At 40.6% G+C, this 23,470-nt stretch carries 16 protein-coding genes; 6 read left to right on the top strand and 10 right to left on the bottom strand.

Going from position 1 to position 23,470, the window contains the following annotated elements; all coding sequences use genetic code 11:
• The first annotated feature begins 171 nt into the window (after positions 1 to 171).
• Entirely contained in the window at positions 172 to 5,727 is a 5,556-nt protein-coding gene (locus VOI17_RS13170; RefSeq protein ID WP_323757684.1) for an alpha-2-macroglobulin family protein, read from the top strand.
• A 54-nt stretch (positions 5,728 to 5,781) separates the two neighbouring features.
• Positions 5,782 to 8,208, top strand: coding sequence for a penicillin-binding protein 1C (pbpC, locus tag VOI17_RS13165; protein ID WP_323757683.1), 2,427 nt, complete (start codon positions 5,782 to 5,784; stop codon positions 8,206 to 8,208).
• 36 nt (positions 8,209 to 8,244) lie between these two features.
• Here the strand turns inward: pbpC and VOI17_RS13160 are convergent, their stop codons facing one another.
• The 6 genes from VOI17_RS13160 to VOI17_RS13135 all read right to left on the bottom strand — a co-directional run bounded on the left by VOI17_RS13160 (position 8,245) and on the right by VOI17_RS13135 (position 14,440).
• Positions 8,245 to 9,228, bottom strand: a complete 984-nt coding sequence (locus VOI17_RS13160) for a bifunctional methionine sulfoxide reductase B/A protein (RefSeq protein WP_323757682.1) — start codon at positions 9,226 to 9,228, stop codon at positions 8,245 to 8,247.
• A gap of 75 nt (positions 9,229 to 9,303) precedes the next feature.
• Positions 9,304 to 10,458: a glycosyltransferase family protein gene (locus tag VOI17_RS13155; protein ID WP_323757681.1), complete on the bottom strand. Its 1,155-nt coding sequence runs from the start codon at positions 10,456 to 10,458 to the stop codon at positions 9,304 to 9,306.
• Positions 10,459 to 11,304, bottom strand: a complete 846-nt coding sequence (locus tag VOI17_RS13150) for a UDP-2,3-diacylglucosamine diphosphatase (RefSeq protein WP_323757680.1) — start codon at positions 11,302 to 11,304, stop codon at positions 10,459 to 10,461.
• A 126-nt stretch (positions 11,305 to 11,430) separates the two neighbouring features.
• Complete coding sequence (locus VOI17_RS13145; RefSeq protein ID WP_323757679.1) at positions 11,431 to 11,673, bottom strand: acyl carrier protein; 243 nt, start codon at positions 11,671 to 11,673, stop codon at positions 11,431 to 11,433.
• A 51-nt stretch (positions 11,674 to 11,724) separates the two neighbouring features.
• Entirely contained in the window at positions 11,725 to 13,074 is a 1,350-nt protein-coding gene (locus VOI17_RS13140; protein ID WP_323757678.1) for a sensor histidine kinase, read from the bottom strand.
• Positions 13,064 to 14,440 carry a sigma-54-dependent transcriptional regulator gene (locus VOI17_RS13135; protein ID WP_068414566.1) on the bottom strand — a complete coding sequence of 459 codons (1,377 nt, stop codon included), beginning with the start codon at positions 14,438 to 14,440 and terminating at the stop codon, positions 13,064 to 13,066. Before VOI17_RS13135 ends, VOI17_RS13140 begins: the two co-directional genes overlap by 11 nt.
• Positions 14,441 to 15,029: 589 nt before the next feature.
• On the opposite strand from VOI17_RS13135, the gene VOI17_RS13130 reads away from it, so the two are divergent.
• The 3 genes from VOI17_RS13130 (at position 15,030) to VOI17_RS13120 (ending at position 18,487) form a co-directional block, all read left to right on the top strand.
• On the top strand, positions 15,030 to 16,283 hold the full coding sequence (locus VOI17_RS13130) for an efflux RND transporter periplasmic adaptor subunit (RefSeq protein ID WP_323757677.1): 1,254 nt from the start codon (positions 15,030 to 15,032) through the stop codon (positions 16,281 to 16,283).
• A 38-nt stretch (positions 16,284 to 16,321) separates the two neighbouring features.
• The gene (locus VOI17_RS13125) at positions 16,322 to 17,035 is read left to right on the top strand and encodes an ABC transporter ATP-binding protein (protein ID WP_323757676.1); all 714 of its coding nucleotides are present in this window, start codon (positions 16,322 to 16,324) and stop codon (positions 17,033 to 17,035) included.
• A 114-nt stretch (positions 17,036 to 17,149) separates the two neighbouring features.
• Entirely contained in the window at positions 17,150 to 18,487 is a 1,338-nt protein-coding gene (locus VOI17_RS13120; protein ID WP_323757675.1) for a TolC family protein, read from the top strand.
• On the opposite strand, the gene VOI17_RS13115 is transcribed toward VOI17_RS13120, so the two are convergent.
• The 4 genes from VOI17_RS13115 to rsfS all read right to left on the bottom strand — a co-directional run bounded on the left by VOI17_RS13115 (position 18,484) and on the right by rsfS (position 22,629).
• Entirely contained in the window at positions 18,484 to 19,287 is an 804-nt protein-coding gene (locus VOI17_RS13115) for a hypothetical protein (RefSeq protein ID WP_323757674.1), read from the bottom strand. The two genes, VOI17_RS13120 and VOI17_RS13115, sit on opposite strands and share 4 nt — an antisense overlap.
• Complete coding sequence (locus tag VOI17_RS13110; protein WP_323757673.1) at positions 19,277 to 20,038, bottom strand: UDP-2,3-diacylglucosamine diphosphatase; 762 nt, start codon at positions 20,036 to 20,038, stop codon at positions 19,277 to 19,279. The genes VOI17_RS13115 and VOI17_RS13110 overlap by 11 nt, the downstream gene beginning before the upstream one ends.
• Positions 20,039 to 20,135: 97 nt before the next feature.
• Entirely contained in the window at positions 20,136 to 22,211 is a 2,076-nt protein-coding gene (gene ftsH, locus VOI17_RS13105) for an ATP-dependent zinc metalloprotease FtsH (RefSeq protein ID WP_323757672.1), read from the bottom strand.
• A gap of 70 nt (positions 22,212 to 22,281) precedes the next feature.
• Complete coding sequence (rsfS, locus tag VOI17_RS13100) at positions 22,282 to 22,629, bottom strand: ribosome silencing factor (protein ID WP_323757671.1); 348 nt, start codon at positions 22,627 to 22,629, stop codon at positions 22,282 to 22,284.
• A 55-nt stretch (positions 22,630 to 22,684) separates the two neighbouring features.
• Between rsfS and VOI17_RS13095 the strand changes: the two genes are divergently transcribed.
• Positions 22,685 to 23,446, top strand: coding sequence for a biotin--[acetyl-CoA-carboxylase] ligase (locus VOI17_RS13095; protein WP_323757670.1), 762 nt, complete (start codon positions 22,685 to 22,687; stop codon positions 23,444 to 23,446).
• The last annotated feature ends 24 nt before the right edge of the window (positions 23,447 to 23,470 follow it).

Below are 23,470 nucleotides of genomic sequence, written 5' to 3'. Positions count from 1 at the left end.
CGGCATAAACCCCAATAGCTAAACATAAAAACGAATTGCCCCGAAAATTTATTTGTGCTAATTTTTCTTCGGCACGCAATAAAAACAGCTTTCTTAGTTATCTATTTGGAGCGGTAATTTTTATATTGAACCATCAGCGTTCCGATCTCTTACTGTCTTAATTAAATTGAAATGTCAATATCCAAAACTTCTCTTTTGGCTGCCTTGCTGTGCCTACTCTTCATCATTTCCTGTAGTGATAAGAAAACCCCAATAGATCAGCTAAATAAGCAAGCCGATCAGGTCTTTTCGGCTTATGTTTCATCCTATACCTCTGGAAAAGTATCTACTCGTTCGACCATTATGGTTCGATTGGTAGAACCAGTGACTGATGCTCACCTGAACACTGATCCAACGGCACTTTTTCAATTCACGCCAGGCATTTCTGGCAAGGCCCGCTGGGTGGGGAATAATGTGGTGGAATTTCAACCTTCGTCTCCGCTCAAATCAGGCACTTTGTACAACGGAACGCTAAAGTTGAGCAACTTGAAAGAAGTTGAAGAGGAACTCAAGAATTTCAATTTTGGGTTTGAGACAATTAGTCAAAATTTTGATTTGGATATAGATCAGATCGCATCAGATGCTGAAGACGCCATGCGAAAGCAAGTCATCGAGGGTCAATTCAATACGGCTGATTTTGCTGATTCAGCGGCCGTGGTGAAAGCGGTGTCGTTCAAACAGCCGGGCAGTAACCTTTCTGTGCAATGGGAAATTGACAAAGTAAACGGAACGGCTCACAAATTTAAAGTACAGGGAATTGAGAGAAAGGAGAATGCTTCGGGCGTTGAAGTAGCAGTTGATGGCAGCAGTTTAGGGGTTGACCGTGACGCACGAACAGTGGTTCCAGTGGCCATCTTGGGAGACTTCAATGTATTGGATGTTAAAGTGGTGAAAACAGGTGATCCTTATGTTTTGGTGAGTTTCTCTGATCCACTGAAAGAAAATCAAGACCTCACCGGCTTAATTACGGTAGAAGGCCAAAATGACCTTCGCTATTCGATTGATGGCAATAACGTAAAGGTATTTGTGACATCTGATATTTCTGGCGTCAAGGCGGTAAAGGCATATCCTGGAGTTCGTAATCTTCTAGACTTTAAAATGAAGGAGCTGTATCAGAACCTTGTCAATTTTGAGCAATTGAAACCTTTATTGAAGCTCAACGCAAAAGGCACCATTCTACCCAGCACCGATGGCCTCATTCTTCCTTTTGAAGCGGTCAACCTTAATGCAGTTGATGTAACCGTTATCAAAATATTCGAACGCAATGTGCTGCAATTTCTTCAGGTAAATGAACTTAGCGGGGATGAGCAATTGCGTAGGGTTGGGCGACCAATTTTACAGAAACGTATTCCCCTAAATGAATCGGGAGTTTTTGACTTGGGGAAGTGGAATCGCTTCACGTTAGACCTAAATGAACTCATTCAAACCGAACCAGGAGCAATTTACCAAGTGCGAATCAACTTCAAACGAGCATATTCTACTTTTGGCTGTGCTGCACCAACGACTGAAACTCCAGCGTTAACCAGGCAAATTCCAGAGGACAATTGGGATGCTTATTCTGGTGATGATGGTGGGAGTTACGATAGTTATTATGACTATAACTACGGAAGAAATTACAATTGGCAGGACCGTGATGACCCATGCACAGACTCCTATTATGTGGGCACTAATAGAATAGTGAGCAAAAATATTCTAGCATCGGATTTAGGTATGATCGCTAAAATGGGCAACAACAGAAAGCTTACAGCTTTTGTAACCGACCTTAAAACTACCAAGCCAATTTCAGGTGTTTCAGTAGATGTTTATGACTTTCAGGAAGAAAAAATAACTACTGTAACCACCGATGGTCAAGGCAAAATAGAAACCGACTTATTGAGAAAGCCATTTCTGTTGGTCGCCAACCGAGGCGCAGAGCGTGGATATTTAAAACTTTCCGATGGGCTCTCACTTTCCATGAGCAATTTCAATACAGGTGGCGCACGAGTAGAACGAGGCTTAAAAGGCTTTATGTATGGCGAAAGAGGCGTTTGGCGTCCGGGGGATGATATTTATTTGAACTTCATTTTAGAAGATAAAGAAGACAACCTGCCAAATGACCACCCTGTGGTTTTTGAATTGATTGACCCATCTGGAAATACCAAGCAGCGGATTGTGAGGACGCAGTCTGTGGATGGTTTTTACGATTTCAAAACTCAAACTGCCTACACCGACCCAACTGGGAATTGGACAGCAAAAGTGAGTTTAGGTGGAGCAGAGTTCACTAAACGCGTAAAGGTGGAAACAGTCAAGCCAAACCGCCTCAAGATTGACTTAGATTTTGGAGTAGACAGGCTTACCGCAGCCACCTCGTTCGTATCGGGTGATTTGAATGTGAAATGGCTTACTGGTGCTGCTGCCAGAAACTTGAAGGCAGAATTTGACCTCTATTTGAATCCGGTGACAACTACATTTAAAGATTTCCCTAACTATTCATTTGACGATGAGGCGAAGAACTTTAACCAACAGCCTACTCAGGTTTTCTCTGGAGAAGTAGACGCTTCTGGGCACTCAAAAGTGAATTTAAAAATTGGGGCAGAACTCAATTCTCCGGGGGCTGTAATGGCTACTTTTAAAGGAAAGGTGTATGAGCCAGGAGGCGATTTCAGTATCGATCAATTCAGTATTCCTTTCTATCCCTATACTTCTTTTGTGGGCGTGAAAAAACCCGATGGTGACAGAAGAGGCCAGCTGGTGACAGGCAAGTCGCATCAGTTGAGTGTGGTTACTGTGGATTCCAAAGGAAATAGCATCGACAGGAAAGGTTTAACTTTTGAAGTGTACAAACTAGGCTGGCGCTGGTGGTGGGACGGTGGTCAAAATGACCTGGCCAATTACATTGGTGCCAACTACAACAAACCAGTAACTACCAAAACGGTGAGTACCACGGGAGGAAAAACTACCGTGGATGTGAATATTGGTGACCGTGAATGGGGGCGCTATTACATCCGTGTAACCGATCCTGTTTCTAAACACTCCACCGGAACAATTGCCTACTTCGATTGGCCGGGCTGGGCAGACGACAATAACCGTCCGGGAGGTGCATCACTTTTGGCATTTTCTACCAACAAGGAAGATTATAATATTGGCGAAAAAGTGAAAATTAACATTCCATCAAACTCAGAAGGTAGGGCATTGGTGAGTGTAGAGAATGGCAGCAAAGTAGTGGCTTCCTATTGGGTGGAAACCGGTAAAGGAGAAACGGCATTTGAATTTGCTACTACCGAAGAAATGGTGCCAAATGCTTATGTGAATACCACGCTTTTACAACCTCATGCACAAACCAGAAATGATTTACCGATCAGGCTTTATGGGGTAGTTCCGATCAATGTAAGCAACCCAAAAACCAAACTGAATCCTGAAATTTCATTGCCAAATGTACTCGAACCAGAATCGGATGTAACGGTGAAGGTGAGTGAAAAAGATGGTCGTGCAATGACCTATACCATTGCAGTGGTAGACGAAGGATTACTTGATATCACGCGTTTTGGTACACCAGATCCATGGTCGAATTTCTATGCACGTCAGGCTTTGGGGGTGAAAACATGGGATTTATTCGATGATGTAACAAATGCCTACAATGGAGAATTGACTCGTTTATTGGCACTCGGTGGTGATGGCACGAACGCTAAACCGGAAAGCGCCAAGGCCAATCGATTTAAGCCAGTGGTCAAACACTTGGGGCCTTTTAGGTTGGAGGCTGGAAAAACTGCTTCGCATACTTTTAAAATGCCGAATTATGTAGGCTCCGTGCGTACCATGGTGGTAGCTGGAAAAGATGGTGCTTACGGAAAAGCAGAGAAAGCAACGCCAGTGCGAAAGCCATTGATGGTGTTGGGTACCCTGCCAAGAGTAATTGGCCCAGGCGAAAAAGTGAAATTGCCAGTCAGCGTTTTTGCCATGGAACCTACGGTGAAAGAGGTGAAGGTTTCTGTTAAGGGAAACGCACTGCTGAAAACCATTGGAGCCGCACAACAATCGTTGACTTTTGATCAAATTGGAGATCAGATCATAGATTTTGAGCTAGAGGTAAGCGAAACTTTAGGCATAGGTACGGTTGAAATTGTAGCTACTTCAGGTAATGAAACCGCTACTTATAAGGTAGAAATTGATGTGCGCAGTCCGAACCCACCCGCTACCGATGTAATTGCCAAGGCGCTTCAGGCTGGCGAAAGCTGGAATCAATCTTTCGATCAAATGGGAATGGCAGGCACGAATAAGGTGCAACTTGAGCTTTCAGTGATTCCTCCGATCAACCTTGGAAAACGCTTGAATTACTTAATTGGCTATCCGCATGGTTGTATCGAACAAACCACTTCCGCAGTTTTTCCTCAACTCTTTCTGGGAGACATTATGGAATTGACGGCTGATAGAAAATCTGATATTGAAAGAAATATCAAAGCAGCCATTGATGGAATGTCGAAGTTTCAGACAGCCGAGGGAGGATTCTCTTATTGGACAGGCCAAAGTGATGACAACGATTGGGGTACAAATTACGCTGGTCATTTCTTGATGGAAGCCAAAGATAAAGGCTATAATATTCCTTCCAACCTACTTAGAAACTGGAAGAAATACCAAAGTAGAAAAGCCAAGAATTGGATGCGCTATGGTCGATACAATGATGATTTAATGCATGCCTATCGACTATATACCTTGGCTTTAGCCCAAAGCCCTGAGTTAGGTGCTATGAACCGCTTAAGAGAAGATAATAACCTTTCTTTAGAAGCAAAATGGAGACTAGCAGCAGCTTATGCGGTAGCGGGAAAAGTCAATGTGGCAAAGGAATTAATTGCTTCAGAGCCTATGGTGTCTAAACCTAAATCGAACTACTATTATTATGGGTCTCAAACACGAGACAATGCCATGATATTAGAGACTTTGGGTTTGCTTAAAATGCAAAACGAAGGCATGACTTTATTGAGAACTGTAGCCGATGATTTAAGTGCCGACCGTTGGATGAGTACACAAACAACGGCCTATTCTCTGCTTTCAGTCATCAAGTTTTCAGGGGTAGATCAAACCTCAAAAGGCTTGGAGGCTTCTTATGTTTTGAATTCAGGTGCGAACCAAAGTATAGAGACGGCCAAGCCAGTGAAGCTCATTGATGTGCCAGTAGATGGAGCAAAAGCTGGAGCGGTGAAAGTAGAAAACAAAGGGCAGGGAGTGCTCTTTGCTAGGGTGATTAAAACGGGACAACCGTTGGCTGGAAATGAGACTGCTGCATCAAGCGGCCTGACCGTAAAAGTGACTTACGTAGACCGGAATGGACAAAGCGTGGATCCAAGTAGCTTAAGTCAAGGCACTGATTTCTTTGCTGAGGTTTCTGTCTTCAATCCAGGAACCAGAGGCGTTTATGAGAACCTTGCCTTGAGTCAGGTATTCCCTTCAGGTTGGGAGATTTTGAATGAACGACTGAATGAAATTCCGGGTGCTGCCACTTCGCAGAACTATACTTATCAAGATATTCGAGACGATAGAGTTTACACCTATTTCGACTTAAGGCCGAACGAACGGAAGCTGTTTAAAGTAGCTTTGAATGCCACTTATGCGGGTCGTTTTTACTTGCCGGCCGTTGGAGTGCAGGCCATGTACGACAACACCATCAATGCTCGATTCCCGGGTCAATGGGTAGAAGTGAAGCGCGTAAATTAGAAAGAAAAGTAGCCCTGTCAGGTTTCAAAAACCTGACAGGGCTTACCTCACCGAATGAAAAAGCAGATCAAGAAATATCGTTATCCAATCGTGGTGCTTTTGGCACTATTGTCGGCTGCGTATTATGTCTGTTTGCCCGAAACTCTCTTTAACGATCCATACGCTACCGTACTGAATGCTGAAAATGGAGAAATGCTTTCTGCCCGAATTGCAAGAGATGGGCAATGGCGCTTTCCAGAAGTAGATTCCATTTCCGAAAAATACGAGAAAGCCTTACTTACTTTCGAAGATCAATATTTCTATCGCCATCCTGGGGTAAATCCTTTGGCCATGGGCAGGGCGATAGTTCAGAATTTAAAAGCTGGATCGGTGGTGAGTGGAGGCAGTACCCTATCCATGCAGGTGATTCGGATGTACCGTAGGGGGAAGTCACGCAACGTATATGAGAAGTTGGTGGAGATGGTTTTGGCTACGCGACTTGAACTTCGGTATTCCAAAAAAAGCATTCTGAAATTGTATGCTTCGCACGCCCCGTTTGGAGGGAATACAGTGGGCATTGAAGCGGCTTCATGGCGTTACTTTGGCAGAAGGGCCAATGATTTAAGCTGGGCCGAAGCCGCATTGCTGGCGGTACTTCCCAATCAACCTTCACTTCTTTATCCGGGCAGAAATACGGCTCCCTTAAAAGCCAAACGTGATCGCCTTTTGGATAAAATGTATGGGGAAGGTTTTTTTGACGCAACAAGCCTTGAACTTGCTAGGGAGGAACCAATTCCTTCTAAACCCAATGATGTTCCAATTGAGGCGCTGCATTTGTTGGACAAAGGCATAAAAGATGGAAAGGAAGGTCAAAAGTTGCAAACTACGCTAGATGCGCATTTGCAGAGACGCGTAGATCGAGTGGTGAAAAACCATAATGCGCTATTGAGACTTGATGGAATTGAAAACGCTTCGGCCATTGTCTTGGATGTTCGCAGCAATACAGTGAAGGCCTATATAGGAAATGTGTACGAAGAAGGAACATCGTCAAACGGGCAGCAAGTAGATGTAATTCAAGCACCAAGGAGCACAGGGAGTTTGCTCAAACCCATTCTGTATGCTTCCTTATTGGATGAAGGATTGATGCTGCCAAAGACACTTTTGCCAGATGTGCCAGTCTATTTCAAGAACTTCGCACCAAAGAATTTTACTCGTGAATACGATGGTGCAGTCCATGCTGATTTGGCCTTGTCTAGGTCGCTTAATATTCCTGCGGTTCACATGCTCCAAGACTATGGCTACCCTCGTTTCCATGAAAAACTGAAAGGTTTAGGGATGACTACGCTAACTCAGCCCGCTAGCTATTACGGTTTGTCAATGATTCTAGGTGGTTCTGAAGGTACACTTTGGGACTTGACGAACATTTATGCGGGAATGGCCCGTACGCTCACGCAGTTTAATGGGCGGGCTCCAGATAATCGCTATGAGAAGAGTGATTTTGACTTTGCGAATTATGATGGTGCAAATTCAAAAGTTCAAGGTTCATTGTTGAGTGAAAAAGATGTTTCTAAAAAACAGCCAACTGAAAATATTGAACTGAAGAACAATAAACAGTTGAGTGCTTCTTCTATTTGGTTTACGTTTAAAGCCATGCTGGAAGTCTATCGTCCAGGCGATGATGCACAATGGAAACTATATTCTAGTTCCAAGAAAATAGCATGGAAAACGGGAACAAGCTTTGGTTATCGAGACGGTTGGGCAATTGGCGTGACTCCTGAATATGTAGTTGGGGTTTGGGTAGGGAATGCCGATGGCGAGGGGCGTCCAGGCCTCACGGGCATTCAAGCCGCTGCGCCAATCCTCTTCGATATTTTTGATGTGCTTCCAGAAACGACTTGGTTCAATCCGCCCATGGCCGAAATGGTTTATGCACCAGTAGACCGCCAAAGTGGTTATTTGGCTTCCCCTTATTCCATTCAAGTGGATACCGTTTTAATTCCAAAAGCTGGGTTAAATACGTTGGCAAGCCCTTTTCATCAAAGGGTACACCTTGATGAAAGTAGAAACTACCGTGTAAACTCAGATTGTGAGCCAGTGGTGGATATGATCAGTACCAACTGGTTTGTGCTTCCTCCGAAACAAGCACTGTATTATAAAAAACGAAACCCAACTTATAAAGAACTTCCTCCTTTGCGGAGTGATTGCTTTGGCGAGAGTTTAGACATGGAGGTGATGGACATGGTATATCCAGAACCTGATGCGCAGGTGTATATTCCAATAAACCTAGAAGGCGAAAGGGAACAAGTAGTCTTTGAAGTGGCTCATCGAAAAACTAACAGCGAATTGCACTGGCATTTGGACGATGTTTATTTAGGAACAACTAGAGGTACTCACGTTTTAGGGCTTACACCGCCAGCCGGAGCACATACTATTACCGTGGTTGACGAGGAGGGACATCGACTTTCGCGGAATTTTAAAGTATTGGAAAAGGTAGGAGAGTGAAAAAAGGCTCCACTTTAACGAGTGGAGCCTCAGTAATTATACTTCTTCTTTCAGCCTGTCCTTGAACATGCTTCTTAATTTTTGAACTTTAGGGTCGATGATTGCCCTACAGTAAGGCTGCTCCCTATTTTCATTGTAATAGTTCTGATGATCTCCTTCGGCTGGATAATAGGCCGCAAGCGGACTTATTTCTGTTACCACAGGGTCGTCAAAGTAATCCTTCATTTCTGCCTTTATGGCTTCTGCTGTCTGTTTTTCTTCTTCGTCCTGATGAAAAATCACCGACCTGTATTGTGTTCCTTGATCATAACCTTGTCGGTTTAAAGTAGTAGGGTCATGGGTAGAAAAGAAGATGCGCAGTAAGTCAGCATAAGTTAGAATCTCTGGATTGTAAGTAATTTTAATCACTTCCGCATGGCCAGTTCTTCCCGTTCCAATTTCTCTATAAGTAGGGTTTTTAATGGCTCCGCCTGAATAGCCCGATTCTACCTTTTCTACTCCCTTTATGCGTTGAAAAACAGCTTCGGTACACCAAAAACAACCGCCACCTAAAATGGCTGTGGCCACGGTTTTGTCTTCTTCAATCAATTTCATTGAAGCCGAATTAATGCAGTAGCGCAATCCGCTTGGTTCAGGGCCATCAGGAAAAACATGACCTTGATGCGCATCACAAGTATTGCACATTACTTCTACCCGCACCATACCATAAGCGGTGTCTTTTACGTATTTGATGGCGTTTGCTTGTACAGGCTGCGTAAAACTTGGCCAGCCAGAACCAGATTCAAATTTTAATCTGGAATCGAATAGGGGAGTACCGCAGCAAACGCAACCATATAGTCCTGGTTCGTGGCGTTCGCAGAATTCACCGGTTCCAGCCCTTTCGGTGCCTTTTAATCTGGCAATTTGAAATTGTGATGGTGTTAAAATGGTTTTCCATTCTTCCTCTGTTTTTTCCACCCTTCTGTCGGGTGCTGGGCTGCCATTATTGGCAAATTTGATTACGTCAATCCAAGTAAGCATATATTCCTTTCTGATTTCGGGGGTAGAACACAAATGTCTACTGCGAGGTTTCAATATACTTCATAAGTTCTGCTTTTATGAATTACTCAATATTGAAAAGAATTGAGATAGCCTTGGTGTTTCGTTGAGTTTTAATCTCTTTGTTGGAGATACAACAGGTTCTTCAAGTGCTTCAAGAATAATGGTCTTATTCAAAACCATCCATTGTTTAAATTCTTTCGCTTCTGTTTCGTGTGTAGAAAGGTATTTTAAGAATGGATCCAACACAAACTGGTGGTTGGTAATTCCTGCTCCAGCCTTTACGGCATCCAATGCGTTGCAGGCTTGCTCATATTGTTTTTCAACCGGAACCATCATTACTGGCTTACCCAAATACATGGCCTCGCAAATAGATTCAAAACCTGCCGTAGAAACATAGCCCAAACAGTCTTTCATGTAGTTCAAAAATTTCTGGTCATTGATGTGATGGAAAGTGATGTTCTTCCAAGGTGTCCATCCATCCTCTTGCTCTAAATTATCCCAAAAACAGTGCAATCGAATTTTTTTGTTTTGCTTGTGCCATTCCATTAAGTCATAGGCATAGCCGGGGTTTACTACGTAAGCCAATATGTAATCTCCTTTACTCGGAACTAGGTTGAAAATTTCCTCTCTGAGTAGTGGAGGAGCGATGGTGAGCTTTCCTGAATCAGACTTAATGTCACGGAAAGACAATGCAATTTTCTTATGGGCATTCAATGATGTTAACTTGTTTGTAAGTAGAAAGCATCGTTTTTGAAGTGGAGCGCCTTTGGCAAAAGGGAACGAACTGTCTTCCGCCAAGTATTGGTGCGCAATACAGATTCTTTTCACTTTGGGCTTATAGATTCCAAAGTACATGCCTGCCAGTATATCATAGAAATTAATGATTACATCGGGTTGTTCATTTTTTACTATCCTGTTGATCTTCCTGAGTTGACCAATGAACTGTGGAATATTTAAGCCATTAACAACTCCTGTTTTCCATAAGTTAATGGACTTCTTTCCTTTATCGTAGAAGAAATTCGGGCTAATCACTGTATGGACTTCTGTATTGGGTTTTTGCTTAAAATAGGCAGGTACTTCACGTCTTTTATTGGTGCCTATGATCATAGAAGTCACTTCATGACCTGCTTCTGTCAGTATTTGCGATAAGGCCAATGCTTGTGTCATATGGCCTCGACCTTCACCTTGTATTATAAAGAGTGCTCTCATTTAACCAATTTCAGTTTTTGGACTTAGCTCTACTGGCCCGAATAGGCCAGTTATTTCAATGGGCTTACTTTTTAAGGCCTTCAATTCTTTCTGTTTATTTTCTGCTTTTTGTGTTTCAGAATAATAAACCAGACTCCATTCTCCATTGAAATCTTCGATGAGGGCGGTGAGGGATTCTACCCAATCGCCAGAGTTGAGGTAGGTAATGCCATCAATTTCCTTTATCGCGGGTTGGTGAATGTGGCCGCAGATAATACCATCACATTCTCGGTATTTGGCCATGGCCGAAAGCTGCTCTTCGTAATCATCAATGTATTTAATGGCTTGCTTTACTTTGCCTTTTACTGCCTGTGAAAGAGAGAAGTAGGGAAGACCTTTTTTCAGTCTACGATAATTGTATTGTCGGTTTAACCATAAGAGAAAGGTGTAACCCACATCGCCAAGTTTGGCGATCCATTTGAATTGGCGCGTAATGGAATCGAAGATATCACCATGAACAATTAGGAATTTTTTGCCGAAGGACTCATACACCATTTCTCTTTTAATGGTCAAGTTGCCCATGGTGAAGGGGAGGATTTGATCCAAGAAGTCATCATGGTTACCACGCAGGTAGGTTACTTTAGTACCTTCGTGTTCAATCATTTTTAAAATACGGGTAAAAAAGCGGGTGTGCTTTCTCTTCCATTGACCTGACTTTTTGAGTTGCCAGCCGTCAATAATATCTCCGTTGAGTATCAAGTTTTCACAGTGATACTGTTTTAGGAATCTGACGAGTTCTTTAGACTTTGAGCCTTTGGTGCCTAGATGAACATCAGAAATAACAATGGTTTTGCAGTTATTCTTCACGGTTAAAGGGGTATGACCCAATTAACAAATTGAGTTTGACTCCATCGTCACCGTGGTTTTACTTAATTAATATTTAAAGGAGGGATGATAAGATTTTTGGTAATCCAGGCTTAATCTAGTTATAGATTAATTCTGATTTACCTTTTTGGTAATGTAGTCTACAGCCTGTCCTACGGTTTGTAATTGTTCGGCATCGCTATCTGGAATTCTAATTTCAAAAGTCTGCTCAAATTCCATTACAATTTCAGCATAGTCCAAAGAGTCTATTCCTAGGTCTTTGATGAAGTTGGCGTCAATTGTAGCCTCAGTGGATGCAATGCCTATTTTGTCAACTAGAATTTTTGTGATTTTATCTTGAATCTCACTCATTGGTTGGTCTCTAAAGGAATATTTTCGGAAGATAGTCGATTTAGCTAAAATTTAAAACCTAAGGGTGAATTCAGTGCCCTCATTCATTACAGATTTTACTGTAATACCACCTCCGTGTTTTCTCATAATTTGTTTTGATAAACTTAAGCCAATTCCTGACCCTTGCTTTTTAGTGGTGAAGAAAGGAATGAAAATCTTACTCAATGCTTCCTCGTCAATACCGCAGCCGTTATCTCTTATAACAATGGTAGGTCGATTGTATTCATTCACAAAAGCACGAACGACAATGTGTTTTTCTTCAGTAGTTTCTTCTAAGGCATGCACCGCATTCTGAAGGATATTAATCAATACTTGATCAATCAACTCTTTGTCGATGCTGATGGCTAGGTTGATAGGCTCAATGCTAAAACTGATTTTGATGTTTTTCGCAGCCAACTCATGATTAAACAGTACTTGTATGTGTTCTAGAACTTTGGCTACACTTTCGGTAGCCACTTTTGGCTGAGGGATTTTGGTTAAGTTCCTGAAATCAGAAACAAACCGAATCAGGCCTTGACTTCTTCTTTCGATGGTTTGAACTGCCAAATAGATGTCTTCCAACTCTTCTTTTTCTATTGGAACATCATCTTCAATATTATCTACCAAATTATCCTTTACTGTTGCAGCCAAAGAGGAGAGTGGAGTTACAGAGTTCATGATTTCATGGGTCAACACACGGATTAGGTTTTGCCAAGCATCCATTTCTTTCTCCTCTAGCTCAGATTGAATGTTTTGTACCGAAACCAGTTTAAACTCCTCACCCCTTAATACCAGTTCAATCACATAAATGGAGAGCTGGATATGTGTTCCATCTTGCGTAAATTCAATAAGGTCACTTCCACCGGTTTTAAGTTTAACCAAAGATTCAACAAGCTTGGGACTCACCTTGCTCAGTTCAAAAATATTCTGAATGGCTTCTACGCCAATCAACTTCTTTGCAGAGCTATTAATAATCTGAATGTCTCCCTTTTTATTGAAAGTGATCAGTCCAATTCCTACATGTTGGACTATCGTTCTAAAATAGTGGTAGTTGGCTTCTTTGTCTGCCCTGATTTCTCTGAACTTCTTAATTACACTATTGAATTCTTGATATAGCCGATCAACCGAGGCAGAATGTCCCTCAGTAGGGTAAGTAGCCGTAAAGTCATCGTATTTTATAGAATTGAGAAAGCCTGAAATCTCGCGATTTGTTTTTTCAACTGCGCGAATAAGCAAATAGACCTGAACTACAATTGCTAGGCTAACAAAGAATATGTTGACTTGATTTTGTGACCCATAGATTAAATTGGCCAGTAGCAAAGCACTGGCCGTAAGGAGGATCACTCGAGCAACAATGGCAAATCGTAAATTCTTAAAGCCCATGTTTTTCTAATCTGCGATAAAGCGAAGCTCTTGTCAATCCAAGCTCTTTGGCTGCTTTAGAAATGTTACCTGAATGCTTATTCACCGCTTTAAGAATTACGTTTTTTTCTACTTCATCAAGGTTGAAGTTTTCTGCTGCGTCATTTACAGAGTCCTGCTTCTGAACTAAAAAGAAGAAGTCGTCTGGCATTAAAGTATTGCCTTCGCCCATGATTATGGCCCTTTCAATCGCGTGTTGAAGTTCACGGATGTTACCGGGCCATGAATACTTCTGGAGCTTCTTCATAGTAGAGGAAGCTACCTTCTTTCTATCCTTTCGATATTTATCGCAATAGACTTTAACAAAGTGCTCAGTAAGAAGAATAATGTCATCCTGCCTTTCACGAAGTGGAGGTAAATGCACTTCTACAGTATTAATTCTATAGAGCAAATCCTGTCGGAAGGTGTTTTCATGCACCATTTCATAAAGCGGCATGTTTGTAGCGCAAATCAAACGGATGTCGATTGGCATCGATTTATTGGAACCAATCTTTGTTACTTCTCTGCGCTGAATTGCGGTAAGGAGTTTTGATTGAAGAGGAAGACTCAGGTTTCCGATTTCATCCAAGAATAAGGAACCGCCATTGGCTACTTCAAAACGGCCCACTCTGTCTTCTTTGGCATCCGTGAACGCTCCTTTTTTATGCCCGAAAAGCTCACTTTCAAAAAGGGTTTCGGTAATGGCTCCCATGTCAACGCCCACAAATACATTGTCTTTTCGCAATGACCGTTGATGAAGTGCTCTGGCGACAAGTTCTTTACCTGTTCCATTTTCACCCAAGATCAAGACATTGGCATCCGTGCCAGCAACTTTGTCAATGATGGAAAAGACATTCTTCATGGAAGGACTGTCTCCAATAATATCTTTGAAAGGCTTACTTATTTCATCTTCAAGCTGTTTTTTGGCACTCTTAAGTTTATCCACTTCGGCATAAGAACGTTTTAATTTAACTGCTGTTGAGAGTGTTGCAATTAGCTTTTCGTTCTGCCAAGGTTTAAGTACAAAGTCGGTAGCACCTTCTTTTAAGGCCTTAACGGCCATTTCAACATCGCCAAAGGCAGTGATTAATACCACAACTGCGGAAGGATCTGCATCTAATATTTGTTCTAACCAATAATAGCCCTCTTTACCACTAGTAATGTCTTTGCTGAAATTCATATCCAGCAGGATAACATCATAAGTGCCATTGTTCATCAAGAAAGGAATCTTCTTAGGGTTCTTTTCTATAATAACTTCTTTGGCATGTTTTTTAAGTAGGAGTTTGGCCGCAATGAGTACATCCTCATCGTCATCTATGATTAATATTTTACCGAGTTCGTTATCCACTAGTGTCTAATTTAAAGTACTTAATCTTACTTACTGCCTATAATAGTGCCAACTAACATTGTGGCATCTCAGGCAACTATCTGGGTTGATGTGTGTCCGCTATCGTTCTGAAAATGTACTGAATTCGGACAGTATAAAGCTAGTGACATTTTGTCTTTTTGGCTAAGGAATTTAGCTAAACCATTTCACAGGGAGATTTATATGTCCGTCATCTGATGTTTCTGTTACCGCTTAAACTAAAATTATGTAGCAACACAAATTATTGGTGCATTCGCTTTGTGAAATTGATTTATGTATCATATATTGCACACGTTGTTTTGAATTAATTTAAACGTTAATTCAGATATTTTGAGTTTTTGACCTTTGGGCTCGATTCTGACCAAATCGAGCCTTTTTTTATGCCCAATCCTCTGGGTTGAATATTTTTAAAACTGTTCGATTCCGATCAAGCCCTGTTCTAATATTGTACACCTTTCAGCATATTGGTATTTGTTAATTTGTGTTAAATCATTGTAATTCAGTGGCTTGAGTTTGTGGCATCTTTGTTGGTAAAAGCTGGCCGGATAAGAAAACATCACTCAAAATGGCAATGGACAGAAAGATTAAAAAGAAGGTATGGACAGCGAAAAGAATTTTTACAATACTAGGTATCACTGGGGTTGTCGCCCTAATTGCCTATGTGTTCTTTTTTGCTGATAAATCCTCCAAACTCAACGTTGAGTTAGACAAAATTAATGTAGCTGCAGTAACGGAAGGCGCATTTCAAGAATTTATTCCTGTTGAGGGTACGGTCAACCCCAAAACAACTATTTATGTAGGTGCGCTTGTTGGCGGAAATGTGGAGGAAAAATTTTTAGATGGTGGTGTAGAGGTTGAAAAGGGTGACACCATTTTGAAATTAGAAAACAACAACCTCCAAATGCAATATGTTCAAGAACAGACACAAACCAACCGTCTAAGAAACGATATAGAAAACACGAATCTTAGTCTTCAGCAAAGACTGTTTCAGTCAAAATCGGCAATAATTAATTTGGATTTTGATATCGATCAAGCAAAAGATGCCTATACAAGGAATAAGCAACTTTGGGAGGATAAAGTTATTTCTGAACAAGAGTATTTGAATTCCAAAAGGATGTACGACAGGCTTATGGCTCGAAGGGTAAATGAGATTGAATCAGCTAAATTTGATTCTATAACTGCTGTAAATACTATTGCTCAGAACCAAGAGAGGCTTGGTACCTCCAATGTGAGTTTGAAGATGGTTGAGAATAACCTTAATAACTTGTGGGTGACGGCAAGAATCACGGGGTTGCTTTCAACAGTAAACCCAGAGGTTGGTCAGACGGTAAGTCCTGGACAAAATATTGCTCAAATCGATGATTTGGATGGATTTAAAATCGTAGCGCGTGTAGATCAACATTATTTAGACCGAGTGTATTTGGGGCTGAGAGGTAACTTTGATTTTGGGGGCTCAAACTATGGTTTAGTAATTCGTAAAATTTTCCCTGAAATTAACAGTGGCCAATTCAATGTAGAAATGATGTTTGAGGGCGAAGCACCCGAGAATATAAGAAGAGGGCAGACAGTGCCTATTAAACTTCAGTTGAGTGAGGAGCGTCAAGCAATTATGATCCCTCGAGGTGCCTTCTTCCAAACTACCGGAGGTAACTGGATCTTCGTAGTAGATGCATCAGGAGAATTTGCAGAGAGAAGAAAAATCAGTATTGGTAACCAAAATACAAGACAATATGAGGTGCTTGAAGGGCTTAAGCCAGGAGAGCAAGTAATCACCTCATCTTATGATGGTTATGAAGACAAAGACAAGCTAATAATCAAAAAATAGTATAAATTAATTCACAACAACCTTTAACTTTTATTAAAATGGAAAACAGTAAGAATCTTATTACCACTAAAGGTCTTAAAAAGTTCTATTACACTGATGAGGTAGAAACTACAGCATTGGGTAATGTAAACCTTGAAATTAAAGAAGGCGAATTTGTAGCCGTAATGGGCCCTTCTGGTTGTGGTAAGTCCACACTTTTGAATATCATTGGTCTTTTAGATAACCCTTCTGAAGGAGAGTTTTACTTCTATGACGAGGAGGTTTCAAACTACTCAGAAAGACAAAGAGCAGAATTGAGAAAAAGAAATATTGGTTTCGTTTTCCAGAGCTTTAATCTTATTGATGAGTTGACAGTATTTGAAAATGTAGAACTTCCTTTGATCTACTTAAAGTACCCTGCGGCAGATCGTAAGAAGCGTGTTGAAGAAGTACTTGAGCAAATGCAGATTATGCACAGAAAGGATCACTTTCCTCAGCAATTATCAGGCGGTCAGCAACAAAGGGTAGCAGTAGCCAGAGCGGTTGTCGCTAAGCCAAATTTAATACTTGCGGATGAGCCTACTGGTAACTTGGACTCTACTAACGGTCAAGAAGTAATGACACTTTTGACCAACCTCAACGAGAGCGGAACTACCGTAATTATGGTAACTCACTCTGCAACAGATGCGGAATACTCACACAGAGTAATCAATCTATTTGATGGTCAGATTGTTTCTGAGAACATCAATTCGAAAGAAAACTCTCTGGTTTAAAAATATAACTCAAAGTGTCTGAAAGGGCTCTGGATTTTTCCAGAGCCTAATTAAAAACATGCTTTAAGGCAGCATGATTGGTCAATAATGTCTTGTGGATAGAAAACTCGAACGATGAAAAAATTACTTTACTCCCTTTTCTTCACTGTGTTTTTGGTTACTTCTCTAAGCGCTCAGCGAGTACTTACCTTAGATGAATGTATTCAAATAGCACTTGATAACAACTTGGATATTAAAAGAGCTAAAAATGAAGCGATTAGCGCTAGGGCTGGGTACACGCAGAGCAAATTCAATTTTTTACCTGACCTGAGTGCTGGAGCAAGTCATCGATGGAGTGAAGGGCTGTCTTTTGACCAAACTTCGGGAACAAGAGTTAATACAACCACGTTGGGCGGAGGCGCATCAATTGGTGCTTCGGTCACAATTTTTGGAGGCTTTAGTAAAAACTTAGAATTGAGTAGGAGTAAACTCTTGTTAGAGGCTAATGAGCAAACAATAGAGAGTAATATTCAAACGATTGAAGGGAGTGTAGTAGGAGCTTTCCTTCAGGTTGTTTCTACTCAGGAAAACCTTAAGATTGCGGATCAGACCTTTGGTTTATTAAAGGAACAGCTCGATAGAGAGGAAAAAAGAGAGAAGGCAGGGGTAGGTGATATGGAGCGCGTTTACAATTTTCGTTCTCAAGTAGCACAGCAAAACTTAAGGATTGTTGAGTTGAATAATCAACTTAAATCCAGTGAGTTGGTCTTGGTACAACTACTTCTTTTGGATCCCACTGAGGATTTTCGTTTTCAAGGTATCTCTGCCGAAGATGCCGATTTAGAAGCTCAAATCACAGATTTTGAGGAGGTTTCAGGGAAATCTTTAGCATATTCACCAGCAATTAAAGCTTCAGAGCTGAACTTAGAAGCTACCAAGAAATCATTCAAAATGGCTCAATACGCGTGGATGCCAAGGCTTAGTGCTTCTGCTAGTTATAGTTCTGGCTGGACTTCCAACTTGAGAAATCAAGATGGTAGCGTTGTGGACGTATCTACTCAAATGGAAAACAACGTCAATAAGGGGGCGGGATTAAATTTAAGTATACCCATATTTAGTAATTTCCAAAATCGTACGAGAGTGCAGCAAACCAAGATTCAGGTTTTGAATTCAGAAATTGGATTACAGCAAGTAAAGAATAACCTTACCAATCAGGTGCAAAGAGCATATTTAGATTTGGTGAATGCCAAAACTTCGTTTGTCGCTGCTAAAGAAAGCTTGGTGAATTTGGAAATGGCATTTGAATTTGCGAAAAGCCGTTACGAAAATGGTACGATTGATTTTGTTACTTATTTAACGAGCTTGAATGGAAAGAATACTGGGGAGCTACAACTGGTTCAAGCCAAATACAGTATCTTATTCCGCCAGTTAATTCTAGATATCTATACTGGCGAAATGAGTAACCAGAACTAATTCAACTCAAAGATATCGAGTGTAGACTTTGTAAAAAGGAACACTCGTTTGTTTTCCATTAAAGCAAAAGTGTAAGAGGGGTCAGGTAATCTGACCTCTTTTTTTTGTTTTGTGTAGATATCAAAATATAGAATATTTCCATTTTGAATACTTATTAAGGTAGAACCCTTAAAGCTGAAGAAATTGAGGTTGAAGAGAGGAAGTGTTTCTAGATAATTACCAATGTTATCGAAGACAAGAATCCCATTTTTATTGTCGCTGATGAATAACAAGTTTTGGTATTCTCTGATGTAGGTGAAGTTATTGATCTCATTTTTCAGAATTAGACTCAGGTTGGTTTCTGAAATAACTTCATTATTGTTAATGTCTATCTTTTTTAAGCTGAGTTCTTGGGCATCTAATACCCAAATATTATTATCTGCAGCAATCGTTGAAAGGCTGGCATTGCTAACGACTTGTTGATTGTTAAATGAGTATCGCTCAGATTCACTGAGGAACCGATTGAAAAACGAGTACTCTTGAAAGTCCTTATAGAAGGCAAATACCCTAAGCCCTTGCCATGCTTCTATGATTTGGGGAGAAGACCTCTTTGTGGGAGAGTAGTGTGATTGAAGCTCTCCATTTGAGTCATACTTGTCTATTGATCCGTTGAGAGAGGATACATAAAGGTTCCCCTGTCGATCAATAGAAACTTGGTGTGCGGGATTGTTGAGTGTGATAGATTCTAATTTCTTCCAGTCTTGTGTATAACCAAGGCTATGGAAAATGATTAATGTGAATAAGGTCAGTCTAAGCCTCAAAAGTCTTAAAGTTGAAATTTTGGCCATCAAACTCTCCATATGTATAGTTGTTGATCCATTCCCCCAAGTTAACATATCTACTGTTTTCTCCCACCTTCAAATCAAGCGGTAAATGTCTATGTCCGAATAGGTATAAGTCGCGATGTTTTTGGCCTTCCTTCTTTTTGGCGTATGCCCAAAGCCATTCATCTTCTCCTAAAAACTCTTGCTCTTTTTCGTGTCCCTGTGCTCGGCTTTTTCTAGACCAGTAATTGGCCAATCCAATTCCAAAGTTGGGATGAAGTCTGTGAAAGCACCATTGAAAGAAGGGGCTCGTAAATATCTTCTTCAACGATTTATAACCTTTATCATGTGGGCCAAGACCATCGCCATGCCCAACAAGCATTGAGTAGTTGTTGATGGTGACTTCAAGTGGGTCTTTAATGACTTTGGCGTTCAGTTCTTGCTCTAAATAGCCAAACATCCATAAATCATGATTGCCTGTGAAAATCACAAGCTCAATGCCTCTATCACTCAGTTCAGCCAATTTGCCCAAGAAACGGGTAAAGCCTTTTGGAACAGCGGAATTATACTCAAACCAAAAATCGAAGAGGTCGCCTACCAGGAATACTACTTGAGCATCTTTTGAAATAGAATCTAGCCACCTCACAATTTTTCGTTCTCTTTCTAGACTCTTTTCAAAGGACGGGACGCCTAAGTGAAAGTCGGATGCGAAATAAGCTTTTTTGCCTGCGGCTAAGTTAATGTTCATGGCTACGTTAGTGCAACTTCAAAATTGCAAAGTATTCACAAATAAAAAAATCAGGCACTATTGGCCTGATTTCAATTTCAATTATTTCTTTAAAAGACTAATTCTTGTCTTCAGTGCTTGGTGCGTCATCGCTCTTAGTTGAATCTGCTTCAATTTCAGTGCTTACCTTCTCAGTATCTGGCGCTAATTTTTCTTTTTCCTGACCATTAGGAGAAGTGTAGGCAGCGTAAGTAGTTTGCTTCTCAAAAGGTCTTTTACCAATTAATCCTTCTAAATCAGATTGGAATATGATTTCCTTCTCAAGTAATTTTTGAGCAATAATTTCAAGCTTGTCTTTTTTCTCTGTTAATAATTTTATTGCACGTTGGTAAGCTTCGTCAATAATTTTCTTAACCTCTTCGTCAATTGTCTTGGCGGTAGCGTCAGAGTATGGCTTGCTATAGTTGTATTCCGATTGCTTTGAATCATAGTATGAAACATGACCAATTTTGTCATTCATTCCATACACTGTTACAATGCTGTAGGCCACTTTGGTTACGCGCTCTAAATCGCTCAGTGCTCCTGTTGAGATTTTGTTGAAAATAATTTCTTCCGCAGCTCTACCACTTAATGTCATACACATTTCGTCCATCAACTGTTCAGTTTGATATAAGAACTGCTCTTTTGGTAGGTATTGGGCATAACCCAATGCGGCTACTCCTCTTGGTACAATACTTACTTTCACCAATGGATCGGCATGTTCCAAGAACCAGCCTGCCACGGCATGACCAGCTTCGTGGTAAGCCACAATTTTCTTTTCTTCTGGAGAGATAAGCTTGTTTTTCTTTTCTAAACCTCCAATCACACGGTCAATCGCATGCTGGAAATCATCCATATCAACAGCCTTTTTATCTCTTCGTGCCGCAATCAAAGCTGCTTCGTTACAAACATTGGCAATTTCTGCTCCTGCAAAGCCTGGAGTTTGGGCTGCTAGCTTCTTAGCATCAATGTCTTTGTCCATTTTGATTGGTGCGAGATGCACTTTGAAAATGGCTTCACGGCCCACTAAATCTGGCTTATCTATGCTTATCTGTCTATCGAAACGACCTGGTCTTAAAAGCGCCTGATCGAGTACATCTGGTCTGTTAGTGGCGGCTAAAATAATTACGCCTGAATCTGTTGCGAAACCATCCATCTCAACCAAAAGTGAGTTCAATGTATTCTCTCTCTCGTCATTAGATCCTGGCATTTGACCTTTACCTCTAGAGCGACCAATGGCATCAATTTCATCGATGAAAACAATACAAGGTGCTTTTTCTTTGGCTTGTTTGAAAAGGTCTCTTACTCTTGCTGCTCCAACCCCAACGAACATTTCAACAAAATCTGAACCTGAAAGTGAGAAGAAAGGTACTGCTGCTTCACCAGCGACAGCTTTTGCCAATAAGGTTTTACCAGTTCCTGGAGGGCCTACTAGCAATGCTCCCTTAGGTATTTTACCACCTAACTTCGTAAATTTAGAGGGGTTACGAAGGAATTCTACAATTTCTTGTACTTCTTCTTTTGCCTCATCTAAACCTGCGACATTGTCAAAAGTGATTTTTACTTTGTTATCGGCATCGAACAAGGCAGCTTTTGATTTACCAATATTGAAAATTTGGCCACCTGGACCAGAATTCCCGGTCATTCTTCTCATCATTAACCAGAAGAACAATACTATTATGATAAGAAAACCGTAAGAGCCTAGAAGTTCAAAGAACGTAGTCTTTTCGTCAAATTGAACCCTAACAACCTCCTCTTCTGGGATTTTTTCTTTTTCAACAAAAGTTATGTAGTCGTCTTTAAAATCTTCAGCTGATAGAATATTCTGAATGATATAGTGAGGGCCTTGACTTCCAAAACTGAAGAAATCTTGATTTTCTAACTCCGTTTTATATTTGGCGTTTTGAAGTGCCTCATTCTTTAAAGTAACCTCAACCGTTTTCTGATTGGTTATAACTACAATGCTTTGAACATCTTTACTCTTCACCATGTCCTCAAAGCGTTTCATAGTAATGATAACGCCTGTACTTTGGTTACTGAAAATGGAAATGGAAAATACCACAATAATCAAGGAAATAAATATCCATACTTGATTGTTTGGCTTTTTGCCTCCTGCTTTTGGAATGATGTTCTTCTTTCTTGGACTATCTGGCATTTCTATTTTTTATAAAATTAAAATCTTTCTTTAAACGAGGAGTAACCGATAAAGTTAAAACAACTTTTGATTATCCGATTGAGGTCACTTTTGCGTCTCCCCAAAGGTCTTCAAGTGCGTAAAAATCTCTTTTCTCACGCTTGAAAATATGTACAACATTGCTTACATAATCGAGAAGAATCCATTCTCTATTGGTAAACCCCTCTTTTCGCCATGGACGTTCGCCCTGAGACTCTTTAACCTCTTTTTCAACAGATTCGGCTATGGCTTGTATTTGGGTATCAGAGTTGCCTGAGCAAATAATGAAAAAATCGCTGATAGAACCTTTTACATCACGTAAGTCAAGGACTTTAATGTCCTCTGCTTTACGCTCTTCCATTCCCTTTATAATAATCTGGCTCAGTTCTTCTGAAGTCATTCAGTTTTTTGTGTCTAAATTGTTATTTATTTGCAGTCAAAACTACGAAAATCTGTTGTACAAAATCCTTGCTAAAACTTTATTTCTAGGGAAAGAAGTGATTTACATGCCAAGTTGTCATTCAACGAATGATATTGCCTTGCAAATGCTTAAGAAACCTGACACTCGAGAAGGGATGGTGGTGATTACTGATCACCAAACCCAAGGCAGAGGGCAAAGAGGAAACAACTGGAAATCTGACTCGGGATCTAACCTAACACTGAGTATAATTCTGAAACCTAGTTTTCTTCAGGCTTCTGATCAATTCTATTTGAATATCATCACTTCATTGGCCGTGAGAAGGATGATAGAAGAGTGTTGTGTGACTGAGCTAGATTTAAAAGTAAAGTGGCCTAATGATGTACTTCTGAATGAGAAGAAGATTGCTGGGATATTGATAGAAAACACTTTGCAAAGTAGTTCTATTCAATGGTCAGTGGTGGGGATGGGTATAAATATCAATCAACAAGGTATTGGCTTAGAAAAGGCAACCTCACTTTTTGAAGTTACTAAATCAATGAATTCCTTGGCGGAGCTTTTTGAAATGCTAATTGAATCGCTTGAGTACTATTATTTGAAACTGAAATCTGGAAAGAAGGAAGAGCTTAAAGAAGCTTATTTACAGCATCTTTTTGGTTTTCAAGAATTTAGGAAATATAGAGCAGAGTATATTTTCAATGGTAAGATCTTAGATGTTGCAGACACAGGTAGGCTGGTAATGGAAACGGCTAAGGGAGTACAGTCCTTTGATTTTAAGGAGGTTGAATTTTTGTATTGAATGGCTCTAGTTTTGAAATTTATA

The sequence above is a fragment of the Roseivirga sp. genome (assembly GCF_034669765.1).
Lineage (GTDB): Bacteria > Bacteroidota > Bacteroidia > Cytophagales > Cyclobacteriaceae > Roseivirga.
This window is presented reverse-complemented; position numbering and strand designations above follow the sequence as displayed.

Excerpts from the sequence above, each read along its gene's own strand:
- VOI17_RS13170 (WP_323757684.1), top strand. The coding sequence starts at position 172 with ATGTCAATATCCAAAACTTCTCTTTTGGCTGCCTTGCTGTGCCTACTC.
- pbpC (WP_323757683.1), top strand. The coding sequence starts at position 5,782 with ATGAAAAAGCAGATCAAGAAATATCGTTATCCAATCGTGGTGCTTTTG.
- VOI17_RS13160 (WP_323757682.1), bottom strand. The coding sequence starts at position 9,228 with ATGCTTACTTGGATTGACGTAATCAAATTTGCCAATAATGGCAGCCCA.
- VOI17_RS13155 (WP_323757681.1), bottom strand. The coding sequence starts at position 10,458 with ATGAGAGCACTCTTTATAATACAAGGTGAAGGTCGAGGCCATATGACA.
- VOI17_RS13145 (WP_323757679.1), bottom strand. The coding sequence starts at position 11,673 with ATGAGTGAGATTCAAGATAAAATCACAAAAATTCTAGTTGACAAAATA.
- VOI17_RS13140 (WP_323757678.1), bottom strand. The coding sequence starts at position 13,074 with ATGGGCTTTAAGAATTTACGATTTGCCATTGTTGCTCGAGTGATCCTC.
- VOI17_RS13130 (WP_323757677.1), top strand. The coding sequence starts at position 15,030 with ATGGACAGAAAGATTAAAAAGAAGGTATGGACAGCGAAAAGAATTTTT.
- VOI17_RS13125 (WP_323757676.1), top strand. The coding sequence starts at position 16,322 with ATGGAAAACAGTAAGAATCTTATTACCACTAAAGGTCTTAAAAAGTTC.
- VOI17_RS13120 (WP_323757675.1), top strand. The coding sequence starts at position 17,150 with ATGAAAAAATTACTTTACTCCCTTTTCTTCACTGTGTTTTTGGTTACT.
- VOI17_RS13110 (WP_323757673.1), bottom strand. The coding sequence starts at position 20,038 with ATGAACATTAACTTAGCCGCAGGCAAAAAAGCTTATTTCGCATCCGAC.
- ftsH (WP_323757672.1), bottom strand. The coding sequence starts at position 22,211 with ATGCCAGATAGTCCAAGAAAGAAGAACATCATTCCAAAAGCAGGAGGC.
- rsfS (WP_323757671.1), bottom strand. The coding sequence starts at position 22,629 with ATGACTTCAGAAGAACTGAGCCAGATTATTATAAAGGGAATGGAAGAG.